The sequence below is a fragment of the Burkholderia sp. Ac-20349 genome (genome assembly GCF_017104865.1).
GTDB classification, from domain to species: domain Bacteria; phylum Pseudomonadota; class Gammaproteobacteria; order Burkholderiales; family Burkholderiaceae; genus Burkholderia; species Burkholderia aenigmatica.
The window spans coordinates 48,723-73,923 of record NZ_JAAGPM010000023.1 but is presented as its reverse complement, the minus strand read 5'-3'; the positions used below and the strand labels follow the sequence as shown (position 1 = coordinate 73,923).

The following is a 25,201-nucleotide window of genomic DNA, read 5'->3' as shown; positions in this document are numbered from 1 at the left end:
GCCGACATCCGGCTCGCCGCCGCTCTCGCCCGTATAGCGGACGTCGAGCACGACCTGCGCGCCGTCGGGCAACGCGGCCTGCTCGGGCAACGGCTGCACGCGCGCGGCCAGTTCGGCCGGCAGGTCGTGCACGAGCGTGCTGAGCAGCGCGCGCGTCGCGCCGTGGCGCGGATTGCCGAACACGCGCCACACGGGGCCCGTTTCGACGACTTCGCCCTGTTCGATCACCGCGACCGTGTCGCACACCGCGCGGATCACTTCCATCTCGTGCGTGATCAGCACGATCGTCAGCCCGAGGCGCCGGTTGATGTCGGCGAGCAGCGCGAGGATCGACTGCGTCGTCTCCGGATCGAGCGCCGAGGTCGCCTCGTCGCACAGCAGCACCTCAGGATCGTGCACCAGCGCGCGGGCAATGCCGACGCGCTGCTTCTGCCCGCCCGACAGGCTGGCCGGATACGCATCGCGCTTCGCGGCAAGCCCGACGAGTTCGAGCAGCGCCTCGACCTTGCGCACACGCTCGGCCTTAGGCACGCCGGCGATCTTCAGCGGCAGCGCGACGTTCTCGAACACCGTCTTCGCGGACAGCAGGTTGAAATGCTGGAACACCATGCCGGTGCGACGCCGCAGCGCGACGAGGCCGTCCTCGTCGAGCGCGCCGACGTCGACGCCCTGCACGCGCACGCGGCCCGAGCTCGGCCGTTCGAGCCCGTTCACGAGCCGCAACAGCGTCGACTTCCCGGCGCCGCTGCGGCCGATGATCCCGAATACCTCGCCGCGCCGCACGTCGAGCGTCACGTCGCGCAACGCGGCGGCCTGGCCGCGCGGCGTCGCGAACACCTTGCCGACGTGCTCCAGCGACACGGCGGCAGCGCTGGCCGAGCCGGCCACCCCGGCCGCTTCGTCATATGTCGCGGCAGCGGCGCCGGCACGCGCGGCCGAGGCGTCGATGAAACCCAGCGTATCGAACAATTGCGTCATCGCTTCGCTCCGTCACGTTCAGGCATGCGCGGGATGCGCGGGTTCGGACACGGCAGCCGGCCGGTGCTGCGCGCCCGTATGCCACGCGGGCAGCCGCGGGCCGGCGCCGAACAGCTTCTCGCGCAGCGTCGGCGCCGGATCGTAGTCTTCCTTGTAGACGCCGCGGTTCTGCAGTTCGGGCACGACCCAGTCGACGAAATCCTCGAACGACTCGGGCATCACGGTGCGCGTCAGGTTGAAACCGTCGATGCCGGTCTCGTCGATCCACGACTGCAGCTCGTCCGCGACCTGCGACGGCGAGCCGACGATCGGCGCATAGCGGCCACCGAGCGACATCTGTTCGAGCATCCGCCGCACGGTCCACGTGCCGGTCGTGCTCTTGCGCGAGATCGCGTCGACCGCCGACTGGATCGAATCGGTCTTCACATACGAGATCGGCTCGTCGAGGCCGTACTTCGCGAAGTCGATCCCGGTCGAGCTCGCGAAATGCGCGAGGCCGGCTTCGGGGCTCGCGTAGCGCCGGTATTCGTCGAATTTCTCGCGTGCGAGAAGTTCCGTCTCGGCCGTCACGACGCTCACGCCCGCGAAGATCCGGATCGACGCCGGGTCGCGTCCCTGCCGTGCAGCGGCCGCGCGGATGTCGAGCGCCGCCGCGCGCGCCGCGGCCTTGCTTTGCCCGTTCACGAACACGCATTCCGCATGCCGCCCCGCGAACTCGACGCCGCGTGCGGACGAACCGGCCTGGTACAGCACCGGCGTGCGCTGCAGCGACGGCTCGCTCAGATGAATCGCGTCGATCGAATAGAACGGCCCGTCGTGCTTCACGCGCCGCACCTTGCCCGGCTGTGCGAACACGCGCGCCTGCGCGTCGCGGATCACCGCGTCGTCGTCCCAGCTCTGCTCCCACAGCTTGTAGACGACGTCCATGTAGTCGTCCGCGCGTTCGTAGCGGTCGTCGTGGCCGATCTGCTGCGCGAGGCCCATCCCGCGCGCGGCGCTGTCGAGATAGCCGGTGACGATATTCCAGCCCACGCGCCCTTTCGTCAGGTGATCGAGCGTCGACATGCGGCGTGCGAACAGGTAAGGCGGTTCGTAGGTCAGGTTCGCGGTCACGCCGAAGCCGAGGTGCCGCGTGACCTGCGCCATCGCGGGCACCAGCAGCAGCGGATCGTTGACGGGCACCTGCACCGATTCGCGCAGCGCGGCATCGGGGCCGCCGCCGAACACGTCGTACACGCCGACGATGTCCGCGAGGAAGATCCCGTCGAACTTGCCGCGTTCGAGCGTCTTCGCGAGGTCGGCCCAGTAGTCGAGATCGGTGTAGTGCGCGGAGCGGTCGCGCGGATGGGTCCACAGCCCGTGATTGATGTGCCCGACGCAGTTCATGTTGAATGCGTTGAGCAGGATCTTCTTGCGGTTCGCCGTCGTCATGGTCGCCTCCGTCACCACGCGATCGCGTACAGCGAGCCGAACGCGTTGTCGAGCGCCTTGCGCACGGCCGGCGAATGCTGGTAGATCGCGATGAACTTGCGGATGCGCGGGTCGTTCACGCTGTCGGGCCGCACGACCCACTGCACCGCGAAATTCTTGTTCTCGGTGCCGTCGAACAGCAGCGCGCTGTTCGGGTCGGTCGTGCCGGCGAGCTTGATGAAGCTCGGATAGCCCTGCGCGAGATCGACGTCGTCGAGCGAGCGTGCGAGCTGCGACGCCTCGAGCGGGATGATCTTCAGGTGCTTCGGATTGGCCACGATGTCGCGCGTCGTCGCGCGATAGTCGGCGCCGGGCGTGAGCTTGATGAGGCCCGCGCGCTGCAGCAGCAACAGCCCGCGCCCGCCGTTGACCGGATCGTTCGCGATCGCGACCTTCGCGCCGTCCTTCAGTTCGCTGAAGCTTTTCACCTTCTTCGAATAGAGGCCGATCTTCATGATCGTGCCGGGCGCGATCGCGACGAAGTCGTAGCCGCCCTGCTTCTTCGCGTTCTCGAGAAACGGGATGTGCTGGAAGTAATTGACGTCGATGTCCTTGTTCGCGAGCGCCGCGTTCGGCGTATTCCAGTCGGTGAACTCGATGATCTTCACGTCGAGCCCCTGCGCTTTCGCCTCCTTCGCGGCGATCTTCAGCGCATCGATCTGCGGGCTCGTCGCGATGCCGACCTTCAGCGGCGCGGTGTCGGCCTGCGCGCCATTGAGCAGCACGACGCCCAGCAGGGCGGCGGCCAGCAGGCGCGCGAAGCGGCCGGCGGAGACACGGGTGGAAAAAACGGCATGCAGCATGGAAACCACTCTCCTGTCCAAAGACGGTATCGACGGATGAGCGACGCCGCGGCGAACGCACGGGCGTTCTCCGGACAAGGGTCAAGCGCGTCGGAAAAGGATCAGCCGATGATAGAGAGCGGCGCGGGGACGGTCTACGAAGCGATTGTGCGAAGAAAATCGCGCGCGGCGATATGGCGGGCGGCCACGCCGGATCGGGGGCCTGACCGGGCACGCGGCCGGCCGCCAGGCCGAAATCTCGGCCTGGGCGCCGGGCGAATTCCGAAATCTCGGCCAGCCGATCGGATCACCCTTTCCGCAGACGAAACAAATTCCTTATAAATCAATGAATTAAAAATATTCGGGCAGGCCGGATTTCTGGCACGGGGGTTGCGTAATAGACGGCACACGATGCCGCGAAGCCATGCAGGCATACCAACATCAGGAGACACGTCTTGCAGACCTCTATCCAAACCCCGTCCCATCCGGAGCCGGTTTCCGACGCCGTCGCCGCGCCGCGCGAGCGCTTCTGGCCGGAAGGCTGGTGGAAACTGATGGAAATCCGCATCGGCATCATCCCGCTGCCCGTCTATTTCATCCTGCTCGCGCTGATCGTCGGCTTCTCGGTGACCGGCAAGGTGCCCGGCGAGATCTCGATGGCGATCGCGGTGCTCGCGTTCTTCGGCTTCACCTGTGCCGAACTCGGCAAGCGCCTGCCGCTCTTGCGCAACATCGGCGCGGCCGCGATCTTCGCGACCTTCGTGCCGTCGGCGCTCACGTACTACCACGTGCTGCCGAAGCCGGTGCTGAACGTCACCATCGAATTCACGAAGTCGACCAACTTCCTGTACCTGTTCATCGCGTCGATCATCGTCGGCAGCATCCTGAGCATGGATCGCCGCGTGCTGATCCAGGGCTTCGTGAAGATCTTCATCCCGCTCGCGGCCGGCTCGGTCGCAGCCGCGATCGTCGGCACGGCGGTCGGCACCGCGCTCGGCCTCGGCGCGCGCCACACGCTGCTGTACATCGTCGTGCCGATCATGGCGGGCGGCGTCGGCGAAGGCGCGATTCCGCTGTCGATCGGCTATTCGGAACTGATGCACCTGCCGCAGGGCGAGATGTTCGCGATGGTGCTGCCGCCGGTGATGCTCGGCAGCCTGACCGCGATCATCCTGTCGGGCGCGCTCGACATGCTCGGCAAGCGCTTCCCGCACCTGACCGGCAACGGCCGCCTGCAGGTCGGCGAATCGGGCGACATGACGCCCGAGAACGAGGAAATCCGCGGCCACGTCGACGTCTCGCACATCGCGGGCGCCGGCATCACGGCCATCACGCTGTACCTGGTCGGCCTGATGGCGCACAAGCTGTTCGGCCTGCCCGCGCCGGTCGCGATGCTGTTCCTCGCGGTGCTCGTGAAGCTCGCGCGCGCGGTGTCGCCGCCGCTGCAGGAAGGCGCGTTCGTGGTCTACAAGTTCTTCTCGACCGCCGTCACGTATCCGCTGCTGTTCGCGATCGGCGTCGCGATGACGCCGTGGGACAAGCTGACCGCCGCATTTACTGTCGTCAACGTCGTCACGATCGTGTCGACCGTCGCGACGCTGATGGGCACCGGTTTCGTGGTCGGCCGCCTGATGAAGATGTACCCTATCGACACCGCAATCGTGAACGCCTGCCACAGCGGGCAAGGCGGCACCGGCGACGTCGCGATCCTGACCGCCGCGAACCGGATGCAGCTGATGCCGTTCGCGCAGATCGCGACGCGGATCGGCGGCGCGATCGTCGTCACGGTCACGCTGATCCTGATCGCCCACTTCGGATGACGCGCCGCCGCGCGCACCGTCGCGCAGGCCGCTTCGCACGCGCCGCCGCCGGCTCTGCCGGCGCGCGGCGCGCGTCGTTCAGGGCGTCGTTCCGGGCATCACGCCGTGCGGCCGGTTGCGGGCTTCGATGAGGGCGAACGTGCAGAAGAGCTTCAAGGGAATCCCGTGGTGGGGCTGGGCCTCGGCCGGCGTGCTGTATGTGTGCGTCGCGGCCGCGGCCGTCGATTTCGCGTGGGAACGCGCGATCGACGCGCTCGAGGAAACCGGCGCGCACCGGCTCGACCTATATGCGTCGAGCCTGAAGAGCGAACTCGGCCGCTTCGAGATCCTGCCCGGCCTGGTCGCGCGGCAGGACGGCGTGCGCGCGATGCTGAAAGCCGCGCCGCAGGACGCCCCCAGGCTCGTGCACACGGTCGATACGTACCTCGAAGCGGTGAACCGCGACGCGGGCAGCGGCGCGGTCGACGTGATCGACCTGCAAGGCGACGTGATCGCCGCCAGCAACTGGAACGAGACGCTCAGCTTCGTCGGCACCAACGTGTCGTACCGGCCGTATTTCAAGGACGCGCTCGCGCGCGGCAGCGGCCGCTTCTTCGGCATCGGCACCAACACCGGCGTGCCGGGCGTCTACTTCGCCAGCGCGGTGCGCGACGACGGCGTGCCGATCGGCGTGGCCGCCGTGAAGATCAGCGTCGATCCGCTCGAATCGGCGTGGCGCGCGCCGGGTGTCGCCGCGATGGTCGTCGACAGCAACGGCGTGGTCGTGATCTCGACCGAACCCGCGTGGAAATTCACCGCGCTGCGCCCGATCACCGCGCAGCAGCAGCGCGACATCCAGGCGTCGCGGCAATACGCGGGCCGCACGGTCGACGCGCTGCCGTACCGCCGCATCGGCGACCGCAGCGCGGCCGCATGGTTCGGCACCTTCCCCGATACGCGCCACAGCGGCCGCACCACGCGCTATCTCGTGATGTCGCGCCCCGCGCCGCAGGCCGGCGATTCGCTGATGGTGCTGCTCGACATCGCGGGCGCGCGGCGCCAGCAGCAGACGGCCTTCGTGTTCGTCACCGGCGCGTTCCTGATCGCCGCACTGCTGGCCGGCTACGCGATCCAGCGCCGCCGGGCGATCGTCGCGCGGCTGAACGCGCAGGACGCGCTGCGCCGGGCGAACGACCAGCTCGAGCTGACCGTCGCTCAGCGTACGGCCGCGCTGACGGCCGCAAACGAACGGATGCAGCGCGAGATCGTCGAGCGCGAGCGCACCGAGCAGCGGCTGCGCGCGTCCCAGCAGGAAGTCGTGCACGCGGGCAAGCTCGCGGTGCTCGGGCAGATGGCCGCCGGCCTCACGCACGAGCTGAACCAGCCGCTCGTCGCGATCCGCACGCTGTGCGACAACGCGCGCACGTTCTTCGAGCGCGGCCAGCCGGCGCCGGCGCTCGCCAATCTCGAACGGATCGGCAAGCTCGTCGACAGCATGGCCGTGCTCACCGGCGAGCTGAAGACCTTCGCGCGCAAGCCCGACGTCGAGCGCGTCGCGGTGTCGCTGAACGAAGCCGTCGCGCATGCGCGGCTCATCTACGATGCGCGGATCCGCGACGAAGGCGTGCAGCTCGACGTGAACATCGCGCCCGGCACCGCCGTATCGGCCGAATCGAGCCAGTTGCAGCAGGTGATCGTGAACCTGCTCGGCAACGCGCTCGACGCGGTGCATGACGCGCCCGTGCGCCGCATCGTCGTCGAAGCCACCGGGCCGGACGAAGCCGGCCGCGTGCGCTTCACTGTCGCCGACAGCGGCGCGGGCATCGCGCCCGAGGTGCTGGCGCACCTGTTCGAGCCGTTCGTCACGACCAAGCCGCGCGGCCAGGGCCTCGGGCTCGGCCTCGCGATCACGTCGCGCATCGTCGAGGCGTTCGGCGCGAAGATCGCCGCGACGAACCGCGACGAAGGCGGCGCGCAGTTCAGTATCGAATTCGCGGCGGCCACGCTGCAAAGGACAGAGCATGGAAGATGAGATTCGGGTGCTGGTGGTCGAGGACGATGAAAACGTCCGGATCGGCGTCGAGCAGGCGGTGGCGCTTGCCGGCTTCGCGGTCGATGCGTTCGCGTCGGCCGCCGACGCGCTGCATCACGTCGCGCCCGGCGCGCCGGTCGTGATCGTGTCGGACGTGCGGATGCCGGGCATCGACGGGCTGCAGTTGCTCGATCGCGTGATGGCGATCGATGCGCAGATCCCGGTCGTGCTGATCAGCGGCCATGCCGATATCTCGACGGCCGTCGGCGCGATGCAGGTCGGCGCGTACGACTTCATCGAGAAGCCGTTCTCGTCGGACGTGATCGCGGGGCGCGTCGCGCGCGCGGTCGAGAAGCGCCGCCTGACGCTCGAGGTGCAGGGGCTGCGCGCGGCGCTGAACAACTGGCAGGGCATCGAGGCGTTCGTGCTCGGCAAGTCGCCCGCGATGGCCGACGTGCGCAAGAAGATCCTGCGCCTCGCCGATACGTCGGTGTCGGTGCTGATCACCGGCGAAACGGGCACCGGCAAGGAACTGATCGCGCGCAGCCTGCACGACTTCGGCGGCCGGCGCGATGCGCATTTCGTCGCGCTGAACTGCGGCGGCCTGCCGGAGCAGGTCTTCGAGAGCGAGTTGTTCGGGCATGAAGCCGGCGCGTTCACCGGCGCGATCAAGAAGCGCATCGGCAAGATCGAATGGGCGGACGGCGGCACGCTGTTCCTCGACGAGATTGAGACGATGCCGATTCAGCTGCAGATCAAGATGCTGCGCGTGCTGCAGGAGCGCGTGGTCGAGCGGCTCGGCGCGAACGAGCTGATTCCGGTCGACTGCCGCGTGGTTGCCGCATCGAAGGCCGATCTCGCCGAGCTCGCGGCCGACGGCCGCTTTCGCGCGGACTTGCTGTATCGCCTCAACGTTGCGCAGATCGAACTGCCGCCGCTGCGCGAGCGGCGCGAGGACGTGCCGCTGCTGTTCGAGCATTTCGTGCTCGCGGCCGCGCGCCGCTTCGGGCAGCCGGCGCCGGTCGTCACCGCTGCGCAGGTGTCCGAACTGATGACGCACGCATGGCCCGGCAACGTGCGCGAGCTGCAGAACGTGGCCGACCGCTTCGTGCTCGGGCTGACCGGCGACAGCCTGCTGTCGTCCGGCGGCACGCCGGCCGCGGGCGGCACGCTCGCGGAACAGCTCGCGTATTTCGAACGGATGCTGATCGAGGACATGCTGCAGCGTCACAACGGCAACGTCGCGGACGCGAGCGAAGCGCTCGGGATGCCGAAGAAAACGCTCTATCACAAGCTGCGCAACCTGCGGATTCCCGCGCGCGGCGACGCGGCGGCCGATGGCGGCGAATGACGCGAACGAGGACACGCACAGCATGGATCGCATCGAAGTCACCGAACAGGGCCGCCTCGCCGGCCACCTGATCCGCGGCGTCACGCGCGCGCAGAAAACCTTCCGCCCGAGCGACTGGCCCGAGCGCCTCGCGGGCGTCATCACGCTGTTCGTCGGCGAACGGCGGCCCGGCTATCCGTGCGCGCTGTCGCGGCTCGCGATGCCCGTCGTCGACGGCGGCGCCAAATGCCTGTTCGTGTCGGACGAATTGCGCACCGTGTGCGCGGACGCATTCGATTTCGCAATGCAGTTTGCGGCCGACAACGACCTCCCCGTCGAGCTTCAGACCGCGCCCACCCTGGCGGTGCGCTGACACGCGGGCCGCTTTCGCGGCTCGCGACCTTCCCGTTTTCCAAAGGTGCGATGCGCCGGTGCGCAGGCCCCCGCACGCCCCTTTTCCGGCCATTCCGGCACCACGGTCAATCGTTAGACGATTGAAAGCATCGACACCCTTCCCCCTCCGACAAGGGTTTGCGGCCGAGCCATCAATAAAATTGATCGTGACGATGAAAATTATGCGTTTTCCTTGCAGGTCGCCGTGATGCATAGTTGCGTCGTGTTGACGCACCTTTGAGTCTTTCAGATGAACATGCGAATCGAGCCGTCCGTGCTCGCGAACCCCGACCTGCAATTTGCGACGCTTTCGTCAGGCATCAGCCTGCCGTATGTCGAGCGGGGCAGCGGCGCGCCGATGGTGTTCGTGCACGGCTCGCTGTGCGACTACCGCTACTGGGATCCGCAGCTCGCCTCGCTGTCGGCCCACTACCGCTGCATCGCGCCGAGCCTCAGCCATTACTGGCCGGCCGTCGAAGCGGGCATCCAGGACGAGTTCGGCTGGCAGAACCACGTCAACGAGCTCGCCGAATTCATCGACGCGCTCGATCTCGGCCCCGTGCACCTGGTCGGCCACTCGCGCGGCGGCAGCGTCGCGTTCAACGTCGCACGCCAGCATCCGCACCTCGTCGAGTCGCTGACGCTCGCCGATCCGGGCGGCCCGCTGCAACAGCCGGGCGTGCGCGAAGCCGCGCTGCCGGCCGCCGCAATCGCGCTGCGCACGCAGGCCGTGAACCTGATCGGACAAGGCGACGTCGAATCGGGCCTCGAGATGTTCGTCGATTCCGTGAGCCTGCCGGGTGCATGGAAGAAGAGCACGTCGCGTTTCCGCACGATGGCGATCGACAACGCGAGCACGCTGCCGAAGCAGTTGCGCGACCCGCTGCCCGCGTACTCGCAGCACACGGCCGGCGACATCGCATGCCGCACGCTGCTGATCGACGGCCAGCGCAGCCCGAAGATGTTCCGCAACAACGTCGATACGCTGTCGCAGTGGATCGGCAACGCGCAACGGCAGACCGTCGCCGGCGCATCGCACGGGATGAACGCGGCGAGCCCCGCCGTGTTCAACCGTTACGTGCACGAGTTCATCGCCGCGTAAGCGCACCCGGGCGGCTTCTGCGCCGCCCGTTCTCCTCGCTGTTCAACGACGATGCGGATACACGCCGCATCGCCGCTTCGTCTGGCCGTTATCGGCAGGTCACGCGGACGGACGGCCCGCCCTGCGCAACGACCAGGTCGCGGCCGTCGCCGTCGCTGCCGACACCCGTTTCGGTGTATGAGTAGACGGGCTGGTACGTGCCGCCGTCGTAGCGGTAATACGTCGCCTGATGCTCACCCATGCTGATTCGGGCCAGCGTCTTGAGGTCGGGCCACCCGTTGCAGGTGGTGTCGAGCACGCCGACCGGGCCGTCTTCGACGCCCAGCAGCGGTTCGAATCCGCGCTTGCGCGCACGGTACAGCCATTGCTGCGCGTTGACCTGGTTCCCGCTCATCTCGCAGCTCACGAACAGCATCTTGCCGTGCGGACCCTCGCAGGTTTGCGCGGTCACTGCTTCGTCGCCGCATTCGCGGGCAAGTGCTTTGCGTACACGTGTGCCGAGCGGTGCCAGCGCGCGATCGGCACGCGCATCGACCGGAGCGCTCGTGCACAGGCCGTTGCCGCGCGGCCACACGGGATGCGCATGCAGGTACAACGGCGACAGCGCATCGATCACGGCATCCAGTTCGCGATCGAGACATCGCGTGTCCGTGCAGCGCCCGATTGCCCGGTTCTGCGCATCGATCTTCTCGTCGATATTCCACGGGTCGTCCACCACGGCAAGCGTCGCGTACTGGAGAAACCGCGCGGTGAACACCTTCTCCGCCAATGCGGCGTTGTCGCAGGTACCGGGCGGCAGCGCGGCACGCGCGGCGGCGGCGGCCTTCAACAGATCGTCATCCGGGTCGTCGCTCAGCTTGCGCACGTCGACGCACGGCTTGAGCAGCAATTGCGTCGAGGCGTAACCGTTATCGGCCTGTTCGCTGCGCGGCAGCCCCCTCGGCCCTTCCGCCCGCGCGGACGAGGCAACGATGAATGCGCCGGCAAGCCACGCCACGCAGGATATCGACGTCTTTCGAATGCTCATCGGTTTGAACGGCCCGCTCGGGCGCATGAATCGCGACGGAATACCGTCGGGCATGCGGCCCGCACGCCCGAACGATGCTTTGCGCGATTGTAGCGGCTGCCTGCGGACGCGCCGCGCCGTCGCTTACCAGACCGCCGGCTCCGCCTTGCGCGTGACCGCATCCGGCAGCCCGAACACGCTGTCGAACGCCCAGTTGTACGCGAACGTGAAGATCGGGAAGAACACGATCAGCACCGCGTCGTACAGGAACGCCTGCAGCAGCGACACGTCGAGCCACCATGCGATCAGCGGGATCAGGAACGTCACGAGCGCAACCTGGAAGCCGATCGCATGCAGCACGCGGCGCCCGACCGTGCGCGTCGTCGCCGCGCGCTTGCGCTCCCACGCCTCGAACGCGAGGTTGTACAGGAAATTGACGGTGACGCCCGTCGTCGAGATCATCACCCCCATCAAGCCGCTCGTCGCCACGCTCGCGCCGCTCAGCATGCCGAGCACCGACGATGCGATCAGGATGCCGAGCACCTCGAACATCACGACGTAGACTATGCGTCTCTTCAACCCTTGCATGACCATCCACCTTCTATCGAACAAGGTGGCGAGACTATCAGCGGGTAGTGCGTCCGCAAAAGTCAGGTCCTTTCAATTTTTCTGACAGGAGACCCGCGCATGCTGACCAGCGACCACATCGACATGCTGCTGACCGTCATCGACAAAGGCTCGTTTTCCGCGGCCGCGCGGGCGCTCGGCCGCACGCCGTCGGCGATCAGCATGGCGATCGCGAACCTCGAGGCCGAACTCGACCTCGTGCTGTTCGACCGTGCCACCCGCGAACCGACGCCGACCGCCGCGATGGCCGCGCTGCTGCCCGACGCGCGGTCGATCGCCGGGCAGTTGCAGGTGTTGCGCGCACACGCACAGCACCTGTCGGAAGGCGTCGAAGACACGCTGCGGCTCGGCGTCGCGGCCGAAATCGACCCGGCGCCCGTCGCCCGTGCGCTGATGGCGGTCGCCGCGAAGTATCCGGCGCTCGCCATCAGCGTCGTCACGGCGCCGCAGGACGCGATCGTCGACGCGCTGCATCGCACTGCCATCGATCTCTGTGTGGCGTACTGCGGGCTCGACCTGCATCCGCAGGAGCAGATCCACGCGCTGTGGACGGAAACACTCGTCGCGGTCGCCGCGCCGAGCCATCCGGCCATCGCCGAATGCGCGCAGCCCGAGGCGATCGAGCGGCTGTCCGGATTCCGGCAGATCGTGATCGCCGATCCGGAGCGGCCGCTGACCGACGTGCGGCCGTTGATCGGCAACCGCTCGTGGAAGGTGACCGACATGGCCACCGCGATCGCGCTCGTGAAAGCCGGACACGGCTGGGCGAACCTGCCGGAATCCGTGATCGGCCGATACGTCGCCGACGGCGAACTCGCGCCGCTCGTGTTCGCCAACATCCGCAACGGGCTGCCGCTGCCCGTGTACCTGCGGCGGCCGAAACACACGGGGCTCGGCAAGGCGGCGAGCGAACTGCTTCGCGCGCTGCGGGCGGGCCGCGACGCCACCTGATCGTTGCATGCGGCGGCCCGGCACGCGCTATCGAGCGCGCCGGGCCGCCCGCTTCCGCGTCGCCGCCTTGTTCCGGCCGGCGCCATCCGCCGTCGCGAACATCTTCATGTCGTGCAGCAAGCAGTTCAGCAACGTGTCGGCCGCCACGCCGAGCGGCCGCCCCATCTTCACCAGCAGGCGCGCCTTCGCGGAATCGAACAACGGATGCTCGATCGGCAGCGCGACGAGTTCGCCGCTCTCCAGCTCGCGATAAGCCGCAAACGCGCCGATCAGCGTGACCCCTTCATGGCGCTTGACGAAATGACGCAGCACCGCAAGCGAGTTGGTCGTCAGCGTCGGGCGGATCGGCAGGTTCTCCGTATAGGCGAGCATCTGCGCAACCTGACCGAGGCCAAAGGCCGGCGGCATCAGCGCGAGCGGATACGCGCCGAGCTCGTGCGCACGCACCGCGCCGCCGCGTACCGCGAACGGATGGCCCGCGTGGACGAGCGCCACCACCGGCTGCGACGACGTCGCGAGATACCGGATCTCCGGATGCGCGGGCGGGTTGTACGCCAGCCCGATATGCGCGCGGCTCTCGGCCACCTCCTGCAGCACGTTGTTGACGGGCAGCACGTCGACGATCACGTCGAGCTTCGGATAGCGCATGCAGAAATCGGTCAGCACCTCGTCCATCAGCACGTCGACATAGCCTTCGCTGGTCACGATGCGCACCTGGCCGGACTGCAGCCGCCGCAGCGCCTGCAACCGCTCCTCGAACAGTTCCTGCTGCGAGCGGCAACCGCGCCAGTATTCGAGCAGATGCGCGGCAGCCTCGGTCGGCCGCACGCCGCGCGCCTGGCGCTCGAACAGTTCGACGCCGATTTCCTCCTCGAGCAACCGGATCTGCCGCGTGATCACCGATGGCGCGGTGTTGATGCTGTCGGCTGCACCGCGGATCGAGCCGTGGGTCAGGACTTCATGAAAGTAGCGCAAGCGGCGCTGGTTCAGTTCGCGCATGGGGATTCCGGTTCGTCGCCTTGTGTTGCCTGTCGAGCAACATTAGCTCATGGAAGTTGCTCTTGCTCTGCTTTTTCGTCTCTCCGACGATGCAGCAACCGAGATCCCTGTTGCAAGTCGCCCACGTCACCGGAGACAGATATGTCCGCCGTTTCCTCCTTCCGCCATCCGGCGGCCCAGGACAGCGCCCCCGTGCAGGCCCTGTATCGCAAGCTGAACTGGCGCCTGCTGCCGCTCCTGCTGCTGTGCTACACGTTCGCCTATCTGGACCGGGTGAACATCGGCTTCGCGAAGCTGCACATGCAGAGCGCGCTCGGCTTCTCCGACGCCGCGTACGGCCTCGGTGCCGGCATCTTCTTTCTCGGCTACGTGCTGTTCGAGATTCCGAGCAACCTGCTGCTGCCCAGGATCGGCGCCCGCAAGACCATCAGCCGGATCATGGTGCTATGGGGCCTGACGTCGGCCGCCATGATGTTCGTGCGCGACGAAACCTCGTTCTACGTGCTGCGCTTCCTGCTCGGCGTGTTCGAGGCCGGCTTCGCGCCGGGGATGATCTTCTACCTGACGTACTGGTACAGCACGCGGCGCATGGCCGGCGTGATGGCGGTCGTGATGCTCGCCGGCCCGATCGGCGGCATCGTCGGCTCGCCGCTGTCGACCTGGCTGATGACCGCCTTCGACGGCGCACACGGTCTGGCCGGCTGGCAATGGATGTTCGTCGTCGAAGGCCTGCCGTGCGCGTTGCTCGGCCTCTTCGTCCTCAAGGTGCTGGCCGACCGGCCCGACGATGCGGCGTGGCTGACCGACCGCGAAAAAAGCCTGCTCGCGTCCGAGCTGCACACGCCTGCGGCCGGCCACCATGCGTTCGGGCAGGCGGCGCGCGACCCGCGCGTCTACCTGCTGGCGTTCGCCTACTTCACGATGATCTGCGGGATCTACGCGGTCAGCTTCTGGCTGCCGTCGATCCTCAAGGCGAACGGCGTGACCGACACGATGCAGATCGGCTTCTACTCGATGATTCCGTATATCGCGGCCGCGGGCGCGATGCTCGTGATCGGCCGACGCTCGGATCGACGCGGCGAACGCCGGCTGCACAGCGCGGTGTCGGCGCTGGTCGCCGCGGCCGCGCTGGCCGCCGCGACCTTCTCCGACGGCAACCTCGCGATCTCGCTCGTCTGCATGACGATCGCGACGGCGCTGACGTGGGCGGCCTATACCGTGTTCTGGGCGATCCCGTCGCAATACCTGACCGGCAACGCGGCCGCCGGCGGCATCGCGCTCATCAACACGATCGGCCTGATCGGCGGCTTCCTCAGCCCGACCGTCATCGGCGAGATCCGCACCGCAACCGGCAGCATGCAGGCCGGGCTGCTGGTGATCGTCGCCTTGATGATCGCCGGCGCCGTGACGCTGATCATGAACCGCCTCCCCGACGCGACGCACTGATCCACGTCGCCTCGCCCCATCGACCTCGTGCGGCGCCGTACCGCCGGCCCTGCCGGCAGGTGCGCGTCGCCTGCACCGACCGTTTTCCTGGAATCAGTCTCATGACCACACGCATCCTGATCGCCGGTTTCCAGCACGAAACCAACACCTTCGCCCCCACGCGGGCCGCCTATGCGAACTTCGAACGCGGCGAAGGCTTTCCGGCCATGGCACGCGGCGCGGACGTGCTCGCGCTGCGCAACGTCAACATCCCGGCGGGAGGCTTCATCAACGCGGCGGAGCGGCGCGGCTGGGCGTTGCAGCCGGTGATCTGGGCGGGCGCGAGCCCGTCGGCGCATGTCACCGAGGATGCATTCGAACGGATCGCCGGCGAGATCGTCGACGCGGCGCGGCGCGGCGACTTCGATGCGGTGTATCTCGACCTGCACGGCGCGATGGTCGCCGAGCATACCGACGACGGCGAAGGAACGCTGCTCGAACGCGTACGCGACGCGGTCGGCCCGGCCGTGCCGGTGATCGCGTCGCTGGACCTGCACGCGAACGTCACCGACCGGATGCTGAGCCATGCCGACGCGCTGGTCGCCTATCGCACGTACCCGCACGTGGACATGGCCGAGACCGGCGAACGCACGGCCGTGCTGCTCGAACGCCTCCTCGCCGGCGGCGCCCCGCTACGCCGCGCCGCGCGGCGGCTGCCGTTCCTGATCCCGATCAACGGAATGTGCACGCTGCTCGATCCCGCGCGCGAGATGTACGCGCGCCTCGCGGCGCTGGAGACGGACGGCGTCGCATCGCTGTCGTTCGCGCCGGGTTTTCCGGCAGCGGATTTCCCCGAGTGCGGGCCGGTCATCTGGGGCTATGGCGACGCCGACGCAGTCGACGCGGCCGTGCAGGCGCTGTACGACAAGATGCTGGCCGACGAAGCGCAGTGGCAAGTCCCGTTCCTGTCGCCTGACGACGCGGTGCGTGAAGCCATGCGGCTCGCGGAAGGCGCGAGCCGGCCGGTCGTGATCGCCGACACGCAGGACAACCCGGGGGCAGGTGGCGATTCCAACACGACGGGCCTGCTGCGCGCGTTGCTGCGCAACGGCGCGCAAGACGCGGCGCTCGGCCTGCTGTGGGATCCGGCCGCAGCCGCGGCGGCGGCGCGGGCCGGTGTCGGCGCGCGCATCGAACTGTCGCTCGGCGGCTCCGGCGTACCCGGCGACGAGCCGTTTCGCGGACACTTCGAGGTCGTCGCGGTATCGGACGGCGTGTGCCGCTACGACGGGCCGATGATGAACGGCATGCTGGCCGACGTCGGGCCGGTCGCGTGCCTGAGGATCGACGGCGTGCGGATCGTCGTCAGCGGCGGCAAGGCGCAGATGCTCGATCGCAACCTGTACCGCGTGGGCGGCATCGAGCCGGAAGCGATGAAAATCCTCGTCAACAAAAGTTCGGTGCATTTCCGCGCCGACTTCCAGGGCATCGCGCACGCCATCCTGATCGCGAAGGCGCCGGGACCGATGCAGGCCGACCCGGCCGACCTGCCGTGGACGCGGCTCGCGCGCGGCATCCGAACGAGGCCGATGGGCGACGCGTTCGCGGGCGCGTGACGCATGCGTATCCGCACCGCCTGAAGCATATTCGGCACCGCAGTCAAAGACCCCGTTCCGTCCCGAGTCCTGCTGGCTGCGATGCCGGATCGGTGCGGGCGGCGGGACGCCGTCCGCACCGTTGGAAGGTGCCGGCCCGGATTGACCGTTAGTTGCAACATGGTGATGGACGACATCACGCCATCAACGGGGCATTGCAATGCCCCCTTACCCGCCTCCCCCACCGATACATTCACGTGCTCAGTGTCCGCAACTCTCCACGCGCAATGCCCCAGGCGGTGCGCAGGAACAGGGCCGCGATCACGAGACTGGCCAATCCGAGCAGCACGGCAGCAATGGCATCCGCCGACGGGTGTTGCGCGAAGCCCGCATATTTCAGCGCCGCCACAGCAGACGCCGCCAGCGGAAAACTGACGGCCCACCACGACACGCGAAACGGGCAGCAACGGCCCAGATGCCACAGGCGTGTGACGAGCACGGCCAGCACGAAAAGCATCACCATGTAGAGGCCCGTGGCGAAATCGTCGATCACGCCCGTGGTGGCCACGTAGGCCGAAAATCCGACCGCAAATGGCGCGCACAGGATCAGGAGCGATGGCCGCATCGCATCGGGAAAGGGCTCGGCGAACATCAGGCGCGACACGATCATCGTGAACAACGGCACCGCGAAAAACAGGCCGACCGCGGTCCCGAATGCCATCAATCCGTGCATGCCGTGCGCCCAGCCCAGCGCGGGTGCAGCCAGCGGAATATCGAGCATGCCGACGACGGGAACGATCCAGGCCGGCGTGGCATGTTCGGGTTGCTGTCGTACGCTGATCCAGCGCATGACCATCCACCACGCGAGCAGCGTCATGCCCGCGGCGCCGATACACCAGAGAACACGCGCCAGCAGCAGATGCTTGTCCGCCAGCAACAGCGGGATCAACAGAAGACTGATCATCGGCGTGCCGAACATGTTGCCTGCGATCGGATGCGCGAATTCCGCGCGCACCCGGTCGGGATGAGTCGCCAGCTTCGCAAGATAGGCGACTGCGAGCGCCACGAATGCAGCCAGTGCGATCGTGCCGACCACCTGGGCCACCCACGATGGCGCGCCGAATTGAACCTGTGCGAACCGCCAGGCGACGGCCAGTCCGGTCAGCCCCATCACCGAACCGAAGAGGGCGATGGGCAAATGGGCGAGCGTACTGCCCGAATCCACGGCGGTGGATGTGGGGACGACGGTCATCATCGTGTTCTCCCGGAAAAAACGATCGACTCGGCTTGCGCGTCAGGCGCGGCAACCGCATCCCAGGCACGCGCGAAACAAGTCATGGCGCGAATCATTCGGCTAACGCGACACGTGTTCCGGTTCGGCATGATGTCCTTGAGCGGCGGTCGTGACGGAGTCGCTAGTATGCGCAGCGCGTCGATATCTTTTGCGCTATTCCGTCTTGATATTTAGCGAATTCGTCTCATGGATGCGCGATGACGACGGGCCGCGTCAGCGCAGCCCGATGAGAGATATCGACATGACCGTCGGCGCGACCGGTCCGACGCGACGTCCGGAACGATAAAAAACCCCGATCCGCGTCGCCACGGATCGGGGTTGTTCTGGCCGCGCTGGCAGCGGCGGCCGGACACGGGCCGTCATGCGCGTCGAATCGTCAACGCGCAGCGACCTCCGCCTTGCCCGTCGTCGCATCGCCGACCGCGGCAGCCGCCGGCGCCGCGCCCCATCCACCGCCCAACGCGCGGATCAGGTTCACGGTCGACACCGCCTGCGCGCCGGTCAGTTGGTTCGACTGCAACTGCGACTGCAGCACCGAGCGCTCGCTGTCGATCACGTCGAGATAGGCAACCTCGCCTTCCTGATACTGCGTGCGCGACAACGTCGCCGCGCGCCGCGACGCGTTGACAGCCGCATCCTGCGCGCGGATCTGATCGTCGAGCAGGCGCAGGTCGGCGAGATTGTCTTCGACCTCGCGGAACGCGACGAGCACCTGCTGCCGGTAGTTCGCGACCTGCTCGTCGTACTGCGCACGCGCCTGCTGCACGCCGGCCGCACGACGCCCGCCGTCGAACAGCGGCAGCGTCAGCGCGGTGCCCGCGAACGGCCCGAGCAGGAACGTGCGACTCGACCACATGAACAGGCTGCCGAGCGTCGACGCTTCATAGCCGAACGCCCCCGTGATGTCGAGCTTCGGGAAGTACGCGGACTTCGCGAGGCCGATCCGCGCGTTCGCGGCCGCCATCGCACGTTCGGCCGCCGACACGTCCGGGCGGCGTTCAAGCAGCGCGGACGGCAGGCCCGGCGGCACCTTCACCGCCACCGGCACGATCGGCGTTTCCTTGAACGCGAAATCCGCGGGCGCCTTGCCGAGCAGGATCGCGAGCGCATGCTCGGACGCTGCACGCCGGCGCGCGACGCCGACCGCATCGGCCTGCGCGGTCGCCAGCTCGTTCTTCGCGCGCGACACGTCGAGCTCGCTGATGTCGCCTTCGTTGAAGCGGCGCTGCACGAGCTTCAGTGCCTGCTCGCGCAGCTCCACCGTGCGGCGGTACAGATCCTGGTCGGAATCGAGCTGGCGCAGTTCGAAGTAGTTCTGCGCGACGTCCGCCTGCAGCGCGAGCTGCACCGAACGGAACAGCGCTTCGCTCTGCGCCTGGTCGGCACGCGACGCCTCGACGTTGCGGCCGACGCGGCCGAACAGGTCGGCTTCGTACGACACCGTGCCCTGCGCGCGCCACAGCGTCGCATTGGTCGGGCCCGTGCCCTGCGGCTGGAACTGCGACGCCGACGACAGCCCTTCGCGCGTCGGCCCGAAGCCGGCGCCGATCTGCGGGAACCATTGCGAGCGCGCCGAACGCGTCGCCGCGCGCGCTACCTCGACCCGCGCGGCCGCGGCCTTCAGGTTCTGGTTCGCGGCGAGCGCCTGCGTCTCGAGCGAATTGAGCACCGGGTCGCCGAACACTGTCCACCATTCGCCGCGATGCGCGCCGTCCGCCGGCTCGGCCGTCTTCCACGTGCCGGCCTGTTCGCCGGCAGCGAGCGTCGGCGCTTCCTTGAACGCGGCGGGCGTCGGCGCATCCGGGCGCTTGTAGTCGGGGCCCACCGCGCACGCGGCGAGCAGCGTTGCGAGCAGGGTGCTCGCGGCCGCCACCTTCGCGAAGCGCATCAGGCCATTCGTGTTGTGCAAGTTATTCATCTTCTGGTCCTCAAGCATCCGAAGCCGGCACGCCTTGGGACGGCACACCGTAGCCGGTCGAGTCCTTCCCGGCGACGTGGATCTTGCCGCCTGCGAGCGTGCGCAGTACGACGTAGAACACCGGCGTCAGCATCAGCCCGAACAGCGTCACGCCGAGCATCCCGAAGAACACCGCGACCCCCATCGCATGGCGCATTTCCGCACCGGCCCCCGTCGACGTGACGAGCGGCACCACCCCCATGATGAACGCGATCGACGTCATCAAGATCGGGCGCAGACGCAGCCGGCTTGCCTCGATCGCGGCCTCGAGCGGCGTCCTGCCGTCGTGTTCGAGTTCACGCGCGAATTCGACGATCAGGATCGCGTTCTTCGCCGACAACCCCACCAGCACCATCAAGCCGATCTGCGTGAAGATGTTGTTGTCGCCCTGCGTGAGCCACACACCCGTCAGCGCCGACAGAATGCTCATCGGCACGATCAGGATCACCGCGAGCGGCAGCGTCAGGCTTTCATACAGCGCCGCGAGCACGAGGAACACGAGCAGCACGCTGATCGGGAACACGTACATCGCCGAATCGCCTGCAAGAATCTGCTGGTACGTGAGGTCGGTCCACTCGAACCGCACGCCGCGCGGCAGCGTTTCATGCGCGATGCGCTCGATCGCGGCCTGCGCCTGACCCGACGAGAAGCCCGGCGCCGGGCCGCCGTTGATGTCGGCCGCCGTATAGCCGTTGTAGCGCACGACCATTTCCGGGCCGAACGTCGGCGTCACCGTGACGAGCGACGACAGCGGCACCATCTCGCCCTTGTCGTTGCGCGTCTTCAACTGCAGGATGTCGTCCGCGCGCTGGCGGAACGGCGCATCGGCCTGCACGCGCACCTGGTACACGCGCCCGAAACGGTTGAAGTCGTTCACGTACAGCGAGCCGAGATACACCTGCATCGTGTTGAACACGTCGGTCACCGGCACGCCGAGCTGCTTCGCCTTCACGCGATCGAGATCGACGTTGAGCTGCGGCACGTTGATCTGGTAGCTCGTGAACAACGGGCCGAGTTCAGGCGCCTGCTGCGCGCGCTTGATGAATTCGTTGGTCGCATCCGCGAGCCGCGCATAGCCGACCGCGCCGCGATCCTCGACCTGCATCTTGAAGCCGCCGAGCGTACCGAGGCCGAGCACCGGCGGCGGCGGGAACACCGCGACGAACGAGTCCTTCATCGCGCCGTACTTCTGGTTCAGCGCACCCGCGATCGCGCCGGCCGACAGTGCCTTGCCGTGCCGCTCCGAGAACGGCTTCAGCGTGACGAACACGATGCCCGCGCTCGAGCTGTTCGTGAAGCCGTTCACCGACAGCCCGGGGAACGCCACCGCGCTCTCGACGCCCGGCTGCTTCAGCGCGATCGAACCCATGTCGCGGATCACCTTCTCGGTGCGGTCGAGCGACGCGCCGTTCGGCAGCTGCGCGAACGCGATCAGGTATTCCTTGTCCTGCGCGGGCACGAAGCCGCCCGGCACGACCTTCGACACGAGCACGGTCGCGCCCACCAGCACGAGGTACACGCCGAGCATCACCGTCTTGCGCGACAGCACGCCGCGCACGCCGCGGCCATAGTTCTCCGCGCCGCGATGGAACACCTTGTTGAAGCCGCGGAAGAACCCGCCGAGCACGCGGTTCATCACGCGCGTGAGCCAGTCCTCCTTGTCGCCATGCCCTTTCAGCAGGATCGCGGACAGCGCCGGCGACAGCGTCAGCGAGTTGAACGCCGAGATCACCGTCGAGATCGCGATGGTCATCGCGAACTGCTTGTAGAACTGGCCGGTCAGGCCCGACATGAACGCGAGCGGCACGAACACGGCGACGAGCGTCAGCGCGATCGCGATGATCGGCCCGCTCACTTCCTGCATCGCCTTGTAGGTGGCCGCCCGTGCGTTCATCCCGCTCTCGATGTTGCGCTCGACGTTCTCGACCACCACGATCGCATCGTCGACCACGATCCCGATCGCGAGCACCATCCCGAACAGCGACAACGCGTTGATCGAATACCCGAACGCGAGCAGCAGCGAGAAGGTACCGACGATCGACACCGGCACCGCGATCAGCGGAATGATCGATGCGCGCCAGGTCTGCAGGAACACGATCACGACGATCACGACCAGCGCGATCGCTTCGAGCAGCGTGTGGACGACGGCCTTGATCGACGACCGCACGAACTGCGTCGGGTCATAGACGATCTTGTAGTCGATACCCGCCGGCATGTCCTGCTTCAGCTCGGCCATCGTCTTGCGCACTTCGTCCGAGATCTGCAGCGAGTTCGCGCCCGGCGACTGGTTGATCGCCATCGCGACGGCCGGCTTGTTGTCGAGCAGCGAGCGCAGTCCGTATTCGGATGCGTCGAGCTGGATCCGCGCGATGTCGCGCAGATGCGTGACGCCGCCATCCGGCGTCGTCTTCACGACGATGTCGCCGAACTCGTCTTCCGTCTGCAGACGGCCGCGCGCGTTCACCGACAATTGCAGCGGCGTACCGGGCAACGACGGCGACGCGCCGATCACGCCGGCCGCGACCTGCACGTTCTGCTCGCGGATCGCCTGCACGACGTCCTCGGCCGACAGCCCGCGCTGCGCGACCTTCTGCGGATCGAGCCACACGCGCATCGCGTAGTCGCCCGAACCCCACAGCTGCACCTGGCCGACGCCCTGGATCCGCGACAGGCGATCCTTCACGTTGATCAGCGCGTAGTTGCGCAGGTAGGTCATGTCGTAGCGGTTGTCCGGCGAGATCAGGTGGACCACCATCGTCAGCGTCGGCGAGCTCTTCACCGTCGTGATGCCGAGCCGCTGCACGTCTTCCGGCAGGCGCGGCAGCGCCTGGTTCACGCGGTTCTGCACGAGCTGCGTGGCCTTGTCCGGATCGGTGCCGAGCTTGAACGTGACGGTGATCGTCATGTTGCCGTCGCTGTTCGCCTGCGACTGCATGTAGAGCATGTCCTCGACGCCGTTGATCTGCTCCTCAAGCGGCGACGCGACCGTCTCGGCGATCACTTTCGGGTTCGCGCCCGGATACTGCGCCTTCACGATCACGGAAGGCGGCACGACTTCCGGATACTCGGAGATCGGCAGCAGGAACATCGCGATCACCCCGCCGAGCAGGATGATCACCGATAGGACTCCTGCAAAGATCGGCCGGTCGATAAAGAATTTTGAAATGTTCATGTGTGGCTCTGTCTGGTTGAACGCGGAGGCGAAGCGGCGGGCCGCTTACGAATCCGCCTTCGCCGGTGCGGCCGGCTTCGCGTTGTCCGCCAAAGGCGCGGACGGCGCGTCACCGCCCGTCATCGGGACCATGTGCGGCTTCACCTGTTCGCCGGGGCGCACGCGCTGCGTGCCGTTCACGACCACGCGATCGCCGGCCGAGAGCCCGCTCACGATCACGCGCCGGTTGCCGTGCTGCATCCCCTGCTGCACTTCGCGATACGACACGCGGCCCTGCTGATCGACGACGAACACGAACTTCTTGTCCTGGTCGGTGTTGATCGCCGCGTCGTCGACGAGCAGCGCCTCGTGCGGCGCGCTGCCGCCCACCTTCACGCGTGCGTAGAGGCCCGGCACCAGCGCGCCATCGGCGTTGTCGAAGCGTGCGCGCACGCGGATCGTGCCCGACGACGTGTCGAGCCGGTTGTCGACCGAGTCGATCTCGCCGCTGCGCGAGTAGCCGGTTTCGTTCGCGAGGCCGAGCTCGACCGGCACCTTGCGGCCGTTGCGCGCGCCGTTGATGTATTGCAGGTAGGTCTGCTCGTCCGCATCGAACGATGCGTAGATCGGCGACACCGACACCAGCGTCGTCAGCGGCGCGGCCGACGCGCCCGCCGACACGACGTTGCCGAGCGTGATTTCCGCACGCGACACGCGGCCCGCGACAGGCGCGGAGATCCGCGTATAGCCGAGGTTGATGCGGGCCGTTTCGAGCGCGGCTTCGGCGGCCTTCAGGTTCGCCGTCGCCTCGCGCGCCGCATTCTGCTTCTCGTCGTAATCGCGCTTCGCGATCGCGTTGTCGCCGATCAGCCGCTGCGCGCGCTGCCAGTCGGTCTGCGCGTAGCCGTTGCGCGCCTGCGCGGCCGCGAGCTGCGCAGCCGCGCGATCGGTTTCGGCCTGGTACGGGCGCGGGTCGATCACGAACAGCACGTCGCCCTTCTTCACGAGCGCGCCGTCCTTGAAGTTCACCGCGACGATCGTGCCCGACACCTGCGGGCGCACGTCGACCTTTTCGACCGCTTCGAGGCGGCCCGAATAACTCTGCCAGTCGGTCACGGTCTGCGGCACGACGGTTGCAACGTCGACTTCGGGCAGCGGCGCGGCCGCTTTCTCCGGTGCGTTCGCGTTCACGCGCATCGCGCCGAACGTTCCAAGGCCGACGACGGCGAGCGTCACGATCGCCGCTGTCGCGATTCGGGAACGGGAGGTGCGTAGGATGGCCATGTGGATCTCCAGTAAACGTGGATTGGTTTTGCTTATTCGGAACGGTTCGGCTGGCGCGCCTGGAAGCGGCACTGGAGAAAGCGCACGGCTTCCTCGAAGGCGGCTTCGTGCGTCGCGAGCGCGGCGTGCGTGATGTCCGGATAGCGGATCACCTGCGTGAGCACGCCCGACGAGATCAGGCAGCCCGCATATTTCTCCGCTTCGACGTGCAGCACGTCGTTCTGCGCGGTGACGACGAGCGTCGGCGGCAGCCCCGCGAGGCGCACCGATTCGAGCGGCGCCGCGTACGGGTGCATGCGTTGCGCGGCCTGCGGCAGATACGCGCGATAACAGGCCGCGCATTCGCGCGCGGTGATGTCGGAAGCGAGGCGCTCGGCGTCGCCGATGCGCGTCATGCTGGGGTCGAGCATCGGCCCGAACAGCGCCTGCGCGACGATCGATACTTCCCCGCGATCGCGCGCGATGAACGCCAGGCAGTTCGCAAGCTGGCCGCCCGCGTCGTGGCCCGCGACACCGATCTTCTTCGGGTTGCCGCCGAATGCGCGGGCGCGCGTCGCGGCCCACACGGCCGCGCGATACGCATCCTCCGGCGCAGCCGGAAACGGAAAAGCCGGCGCGAGCGAATAATCGACCGACACTACGAGAGCTGGTAAGCGTTCTGCTAAAAAACGCGCGGCGAAATCGGCGTCTTCGAGCGAACCGCGGACAAAGCCGCCGCCGTGGAAATAAAGCACTACTGGCAACCCGGTCTTGTCCGGTCGCCGATAGAGGCGCAGCACGATGTCCTGCGCGTAGCCCGGAATTTCCACTTCGGCTACCGTCAGCGCCGCGCCTGCCGTGGCTTGCACGGGCAACGCGGCCTTCAGGAATTTGCTGAATTCAGAAGCGTCCATGACGATGCAGCATCCATTTCGAGATGGAACGAATTCTGGGTCCGGCAGACATTGGGATAAATGCCTATAATCCGGCAACACAATTCAACGCCCCCGAACAATCCGAGGCTGCGTTTACCCACGAGGTAGCGCA

General features: G+C 67.4%; 19 protein-coding genes. 8 read left to right on the top strand and 11 right to left on the bottom strand.

Annotated elements, in window-relative coordinates; genetic code table 11:
• From G3N61_RS11510 to G3N61_RS11500, 3 genes are all read right to left on the bottom strand, one after another.
• Window positions 1–978, bottom strand: a 978-nt coding sequence (locus G3N61_RS11510; RefSeq protein WP_205822439.1) for an ATP-binding cassette domain-containing protein, incomplete at its 3' end; no start/stop codon positions are given.
• Between the two features lie 18 nt (window positions 979–996).
• Window positions 997–2,409 carry an LLM class flavin-dependent oxidoreductase gene (locus tag G3N61_RS11505; RefSeq protein ID WP_205822438.1) on the bottom strand — a complete coding sequence of 471 codons (1,413 nt, stop codon included), beginning with the start codon at window positions 2,407–2,409 and terminating at the stop codon, window positions 997–999.
• 11 nt (window positions 2,410–2,420) lie between these two features.
• The gene (locus tag G3N61_RS11500) at window positions 2,421–3,251 is read right to left on the bottom strand and encodes a MetQ/NlpA family ABC transporter substrate-binding protein (protein WP_043180895.1); all 831 of its coding nucleotides are present in this window, start codon (window positions 3,249–3,251) and stop codon (window positions 2,421–2,423) included.
• A gap of 434 nt (window positions 3,252–3,685) precedes the next feature.
• On the opposite strand from G3N61_RS11500, the gene G3N61_RS11495 reads away from it, so the two are divergent.
• The 5 genes from G3N61_RS11495 to G3N61_RS11475 all read left to right on the top strand — a co-directional run bounded on the left by G3N61_RS11495 (window position 3,686) and on the right by G3N61_RS11475 (window position 9,886).
• Window positions 3,686–5,050, top strand: coding sequence for a 2-hydroxycarboxylate transporter family protein (locus G3N61_RS11495; RefSeq protein WP_043180896.1), 1,365 nt, complete (start codon window positions 3,686–3,688; stop codon window positions 5,048–5,050).
• Window positions 5,051–5,177: 127 nt separating this feature from the next.
• On the top strand, window positions 5,178–7,061 hold the full coding sequence (locus G3N61_RS11490) for an ATP-binding protein (protein WP_043180899.1): 1,884 nt from the start codon (window positions 5,178–5,180) through the stop codon (window positions 7,059–7,061).
• A complete protein-coding gene (locus tag G3N61_RS11485) occupies window positions 7,051–8,412 on the top strand; it encodes a sigma-54 dependent transcriptional regulator (RefSeq protein WP_043180901.1) in 1,362 nt (453 codons plus the stop codon). The genes G3N61_RS11490 and G3N61_RS11485 overlap by 11 nt, the downstream gene beginning before the upstream one ends.
• Before the next feature lie 22 nt (window positions 8,413–8,434).
• Window positions 8,435–8,764, top strand: a complete 330-nt coding sequence (locus G3N61_RS11480; RefSeq protein WP_205822437.1) for a DUF3579 domain-containing protein — start codon at window positions 8,435–8,437, stop codon at window positions 8,762–8,764.
• Window positions 8,765–9,034: 270 nt separating this feature from the next.
• Entirely contained in the window at window positions 9,035–9,886 is an 852-nt protein-coding gene (locus tag G3N61_RS11475; protein WP_043180903.1) for an alpha/beta hydrolase, read from the top strand.
• Window positions 9,887–9,974: 88 nt separating this feature from the next.
• Here G3N61_RS11475 and G3N61_RS11470 read toward each other — a convergent pair whose 3' ends face one another.
• A complete protein-coding gene (locus G3N61_RS11470) occupies window positions 9,975–10,883 on the bottom strand; it encodes a hypothetical protein (protein ID WP_205822436.1) in 909 nt (302 codons plus the stop codon).
• Between the two features lie 153 nt (window positions 10,884–11,036).
• Window positions 11,037–11,480 (bottom strand): PACE efflux transporter, encoded by a 444-nt coding sequence (locus tag G3N61_RS11465; protein WP_043181473.1) that lies wholly within the window; start codon window positions 11,478–11,480, stop codon window positions 11,037–11,039.
• Window positions 11,481–11,579: 99 nt separating this feature from the next.
• Between G3N61_RS11465 and G3N61_RS11460 the strand changes: the two genes are divergently transcribed.
• Complete coding sequence (locus G3N61_RS11460; RefSeq protein WP_205822435.1) at window positions 11,580–12,470, top strand: LysR family transcriptional regulator; 891 nt, start codon at window positions 11,580–11,582, stop codon at window positions 12,468–12,470.
• A gap of 27 nt (window positions 12,471–12,497) precedes the next feature.
• Here the strand turns inward: G3N61_RS11460 and G3N61_RS11455 are convergent, their stop codons facing one another.
• Window positions 12,498–13,469 carry a LysR family transcriptional regulator gene (locus tag G3N61_RS11455; protein WP_043180910.1) on the bottom strand — a complete coding sequence of 324 codons (972 nt, stop codon included), beginning with the start codon at window positions 13,467–13,469 and terminating at the stop codon, window positions 12,498–12,500.
• Between the two features lie 141 nt (window positions 13,470–13,610).
• Between G3N61_RS11455 and G3N61_RS11450 the strand changes: the two genes are divergently transcribed.
• Together G3N61_RS11450 and G3N61_RS11445 are read left to right on the top strand one after the other, a co-directional pair.
• A complete protein-coding gene (locus G3N61_RS11450) occupies window positions 13,611–14,915 on the top strand; it encodes an MFS transporter (protein ID WP_205822434.1) in 1,305 nt (434 codons plus the stop codon).
• Window positions 14,916–15,016: 101 nt separating this feature from the next.
• Window positions 15,017–16,510 carry a M81 family metallopeptidase gene (locus G3N61_RS11445; RefSeq protein ID WP_205822433.1) on the top strand — a complete coding sequence of 498 codons (1,494 nt, stop codon included), beginning with the start codon at window positions 15,017–15,019 and terminating at the stop codon, window positions 16,508–16,510.
• Window positions 16,511–16,742: 232 nt separating this feature from the next.
• On the opposite strand, the gene G3N61_RS11440 is transcribed toward G3N61_RS11445, so the two are convergent.
• The 5 genes from G3N61_RS11440 to G3N61_RS11420 form a co-directional block, all read right to left on the bottom strand.
• Entirely contained in the window at window positions 16,743–17,744 is a 1,002-nt protein-coding gene (locus tag G3N61_RS11440; RefSeq protein WP_205822432.1) for an SLAC1 anion channel family protein, read from the bottom strand.
• A 415-nt stretch (window positions 17,745–18,159) separates the two neighbouring features.
• On the bottom strand, window positions 18,160–19,701 hold the full coding sequence (opcM, locus tag G3N61_RS11435; protein WP_205822431.1) for a multidrug efflux transporter outer membrane subunit OpcM: 1,542 nt from the start codon (window positions 19,699–19,701) through the stop codon (window positions 18,160–18,162).
• A 10-nt stretch (window positions 19,702–19,711) separates the two neighbouring features.
• Window positions 19,712–22,912, bottom strand: a complete 3,201-nt coding sequence (ceoB, locus tag G3N61_RS11430; protein WP_205822430.1) for a multidrug efflux RND transporter permease subunit CeoB — start codon at window positions 22,910–22,912, stop codon at window positions 19,712–19,714.
• 45 nt (window positions 22,913–22,957) lie between these two features.
• Window positions 22,958–24,175: a multidrug efflux RND transporter periplasmic adaptor subunit CeoA gene (gene ceoA, locus G3N61_RS11425; RefSeq protein WP_205822429.1), complete on the bottom strand. Its 1,218-nt coding sequence runs from the start codon at window positions 24,173–24,175 to the stop codon at window positions 22,958–22,960.
• Window positions 24,176–24,207: 32 nt separating this feature from the next.
• A complete protein-coding gene (locus G3N61_RS11420) occupies window positions 24,208–25,068 on the bottom strand; it encodes an alpha/beta hydrolase (RefSeq protein ID WP_043180926.1) in 861 nt (286 codons plus the stop codon).
• Window positions 25,069–25,201 lie beyond the last annotated feature (133 nt).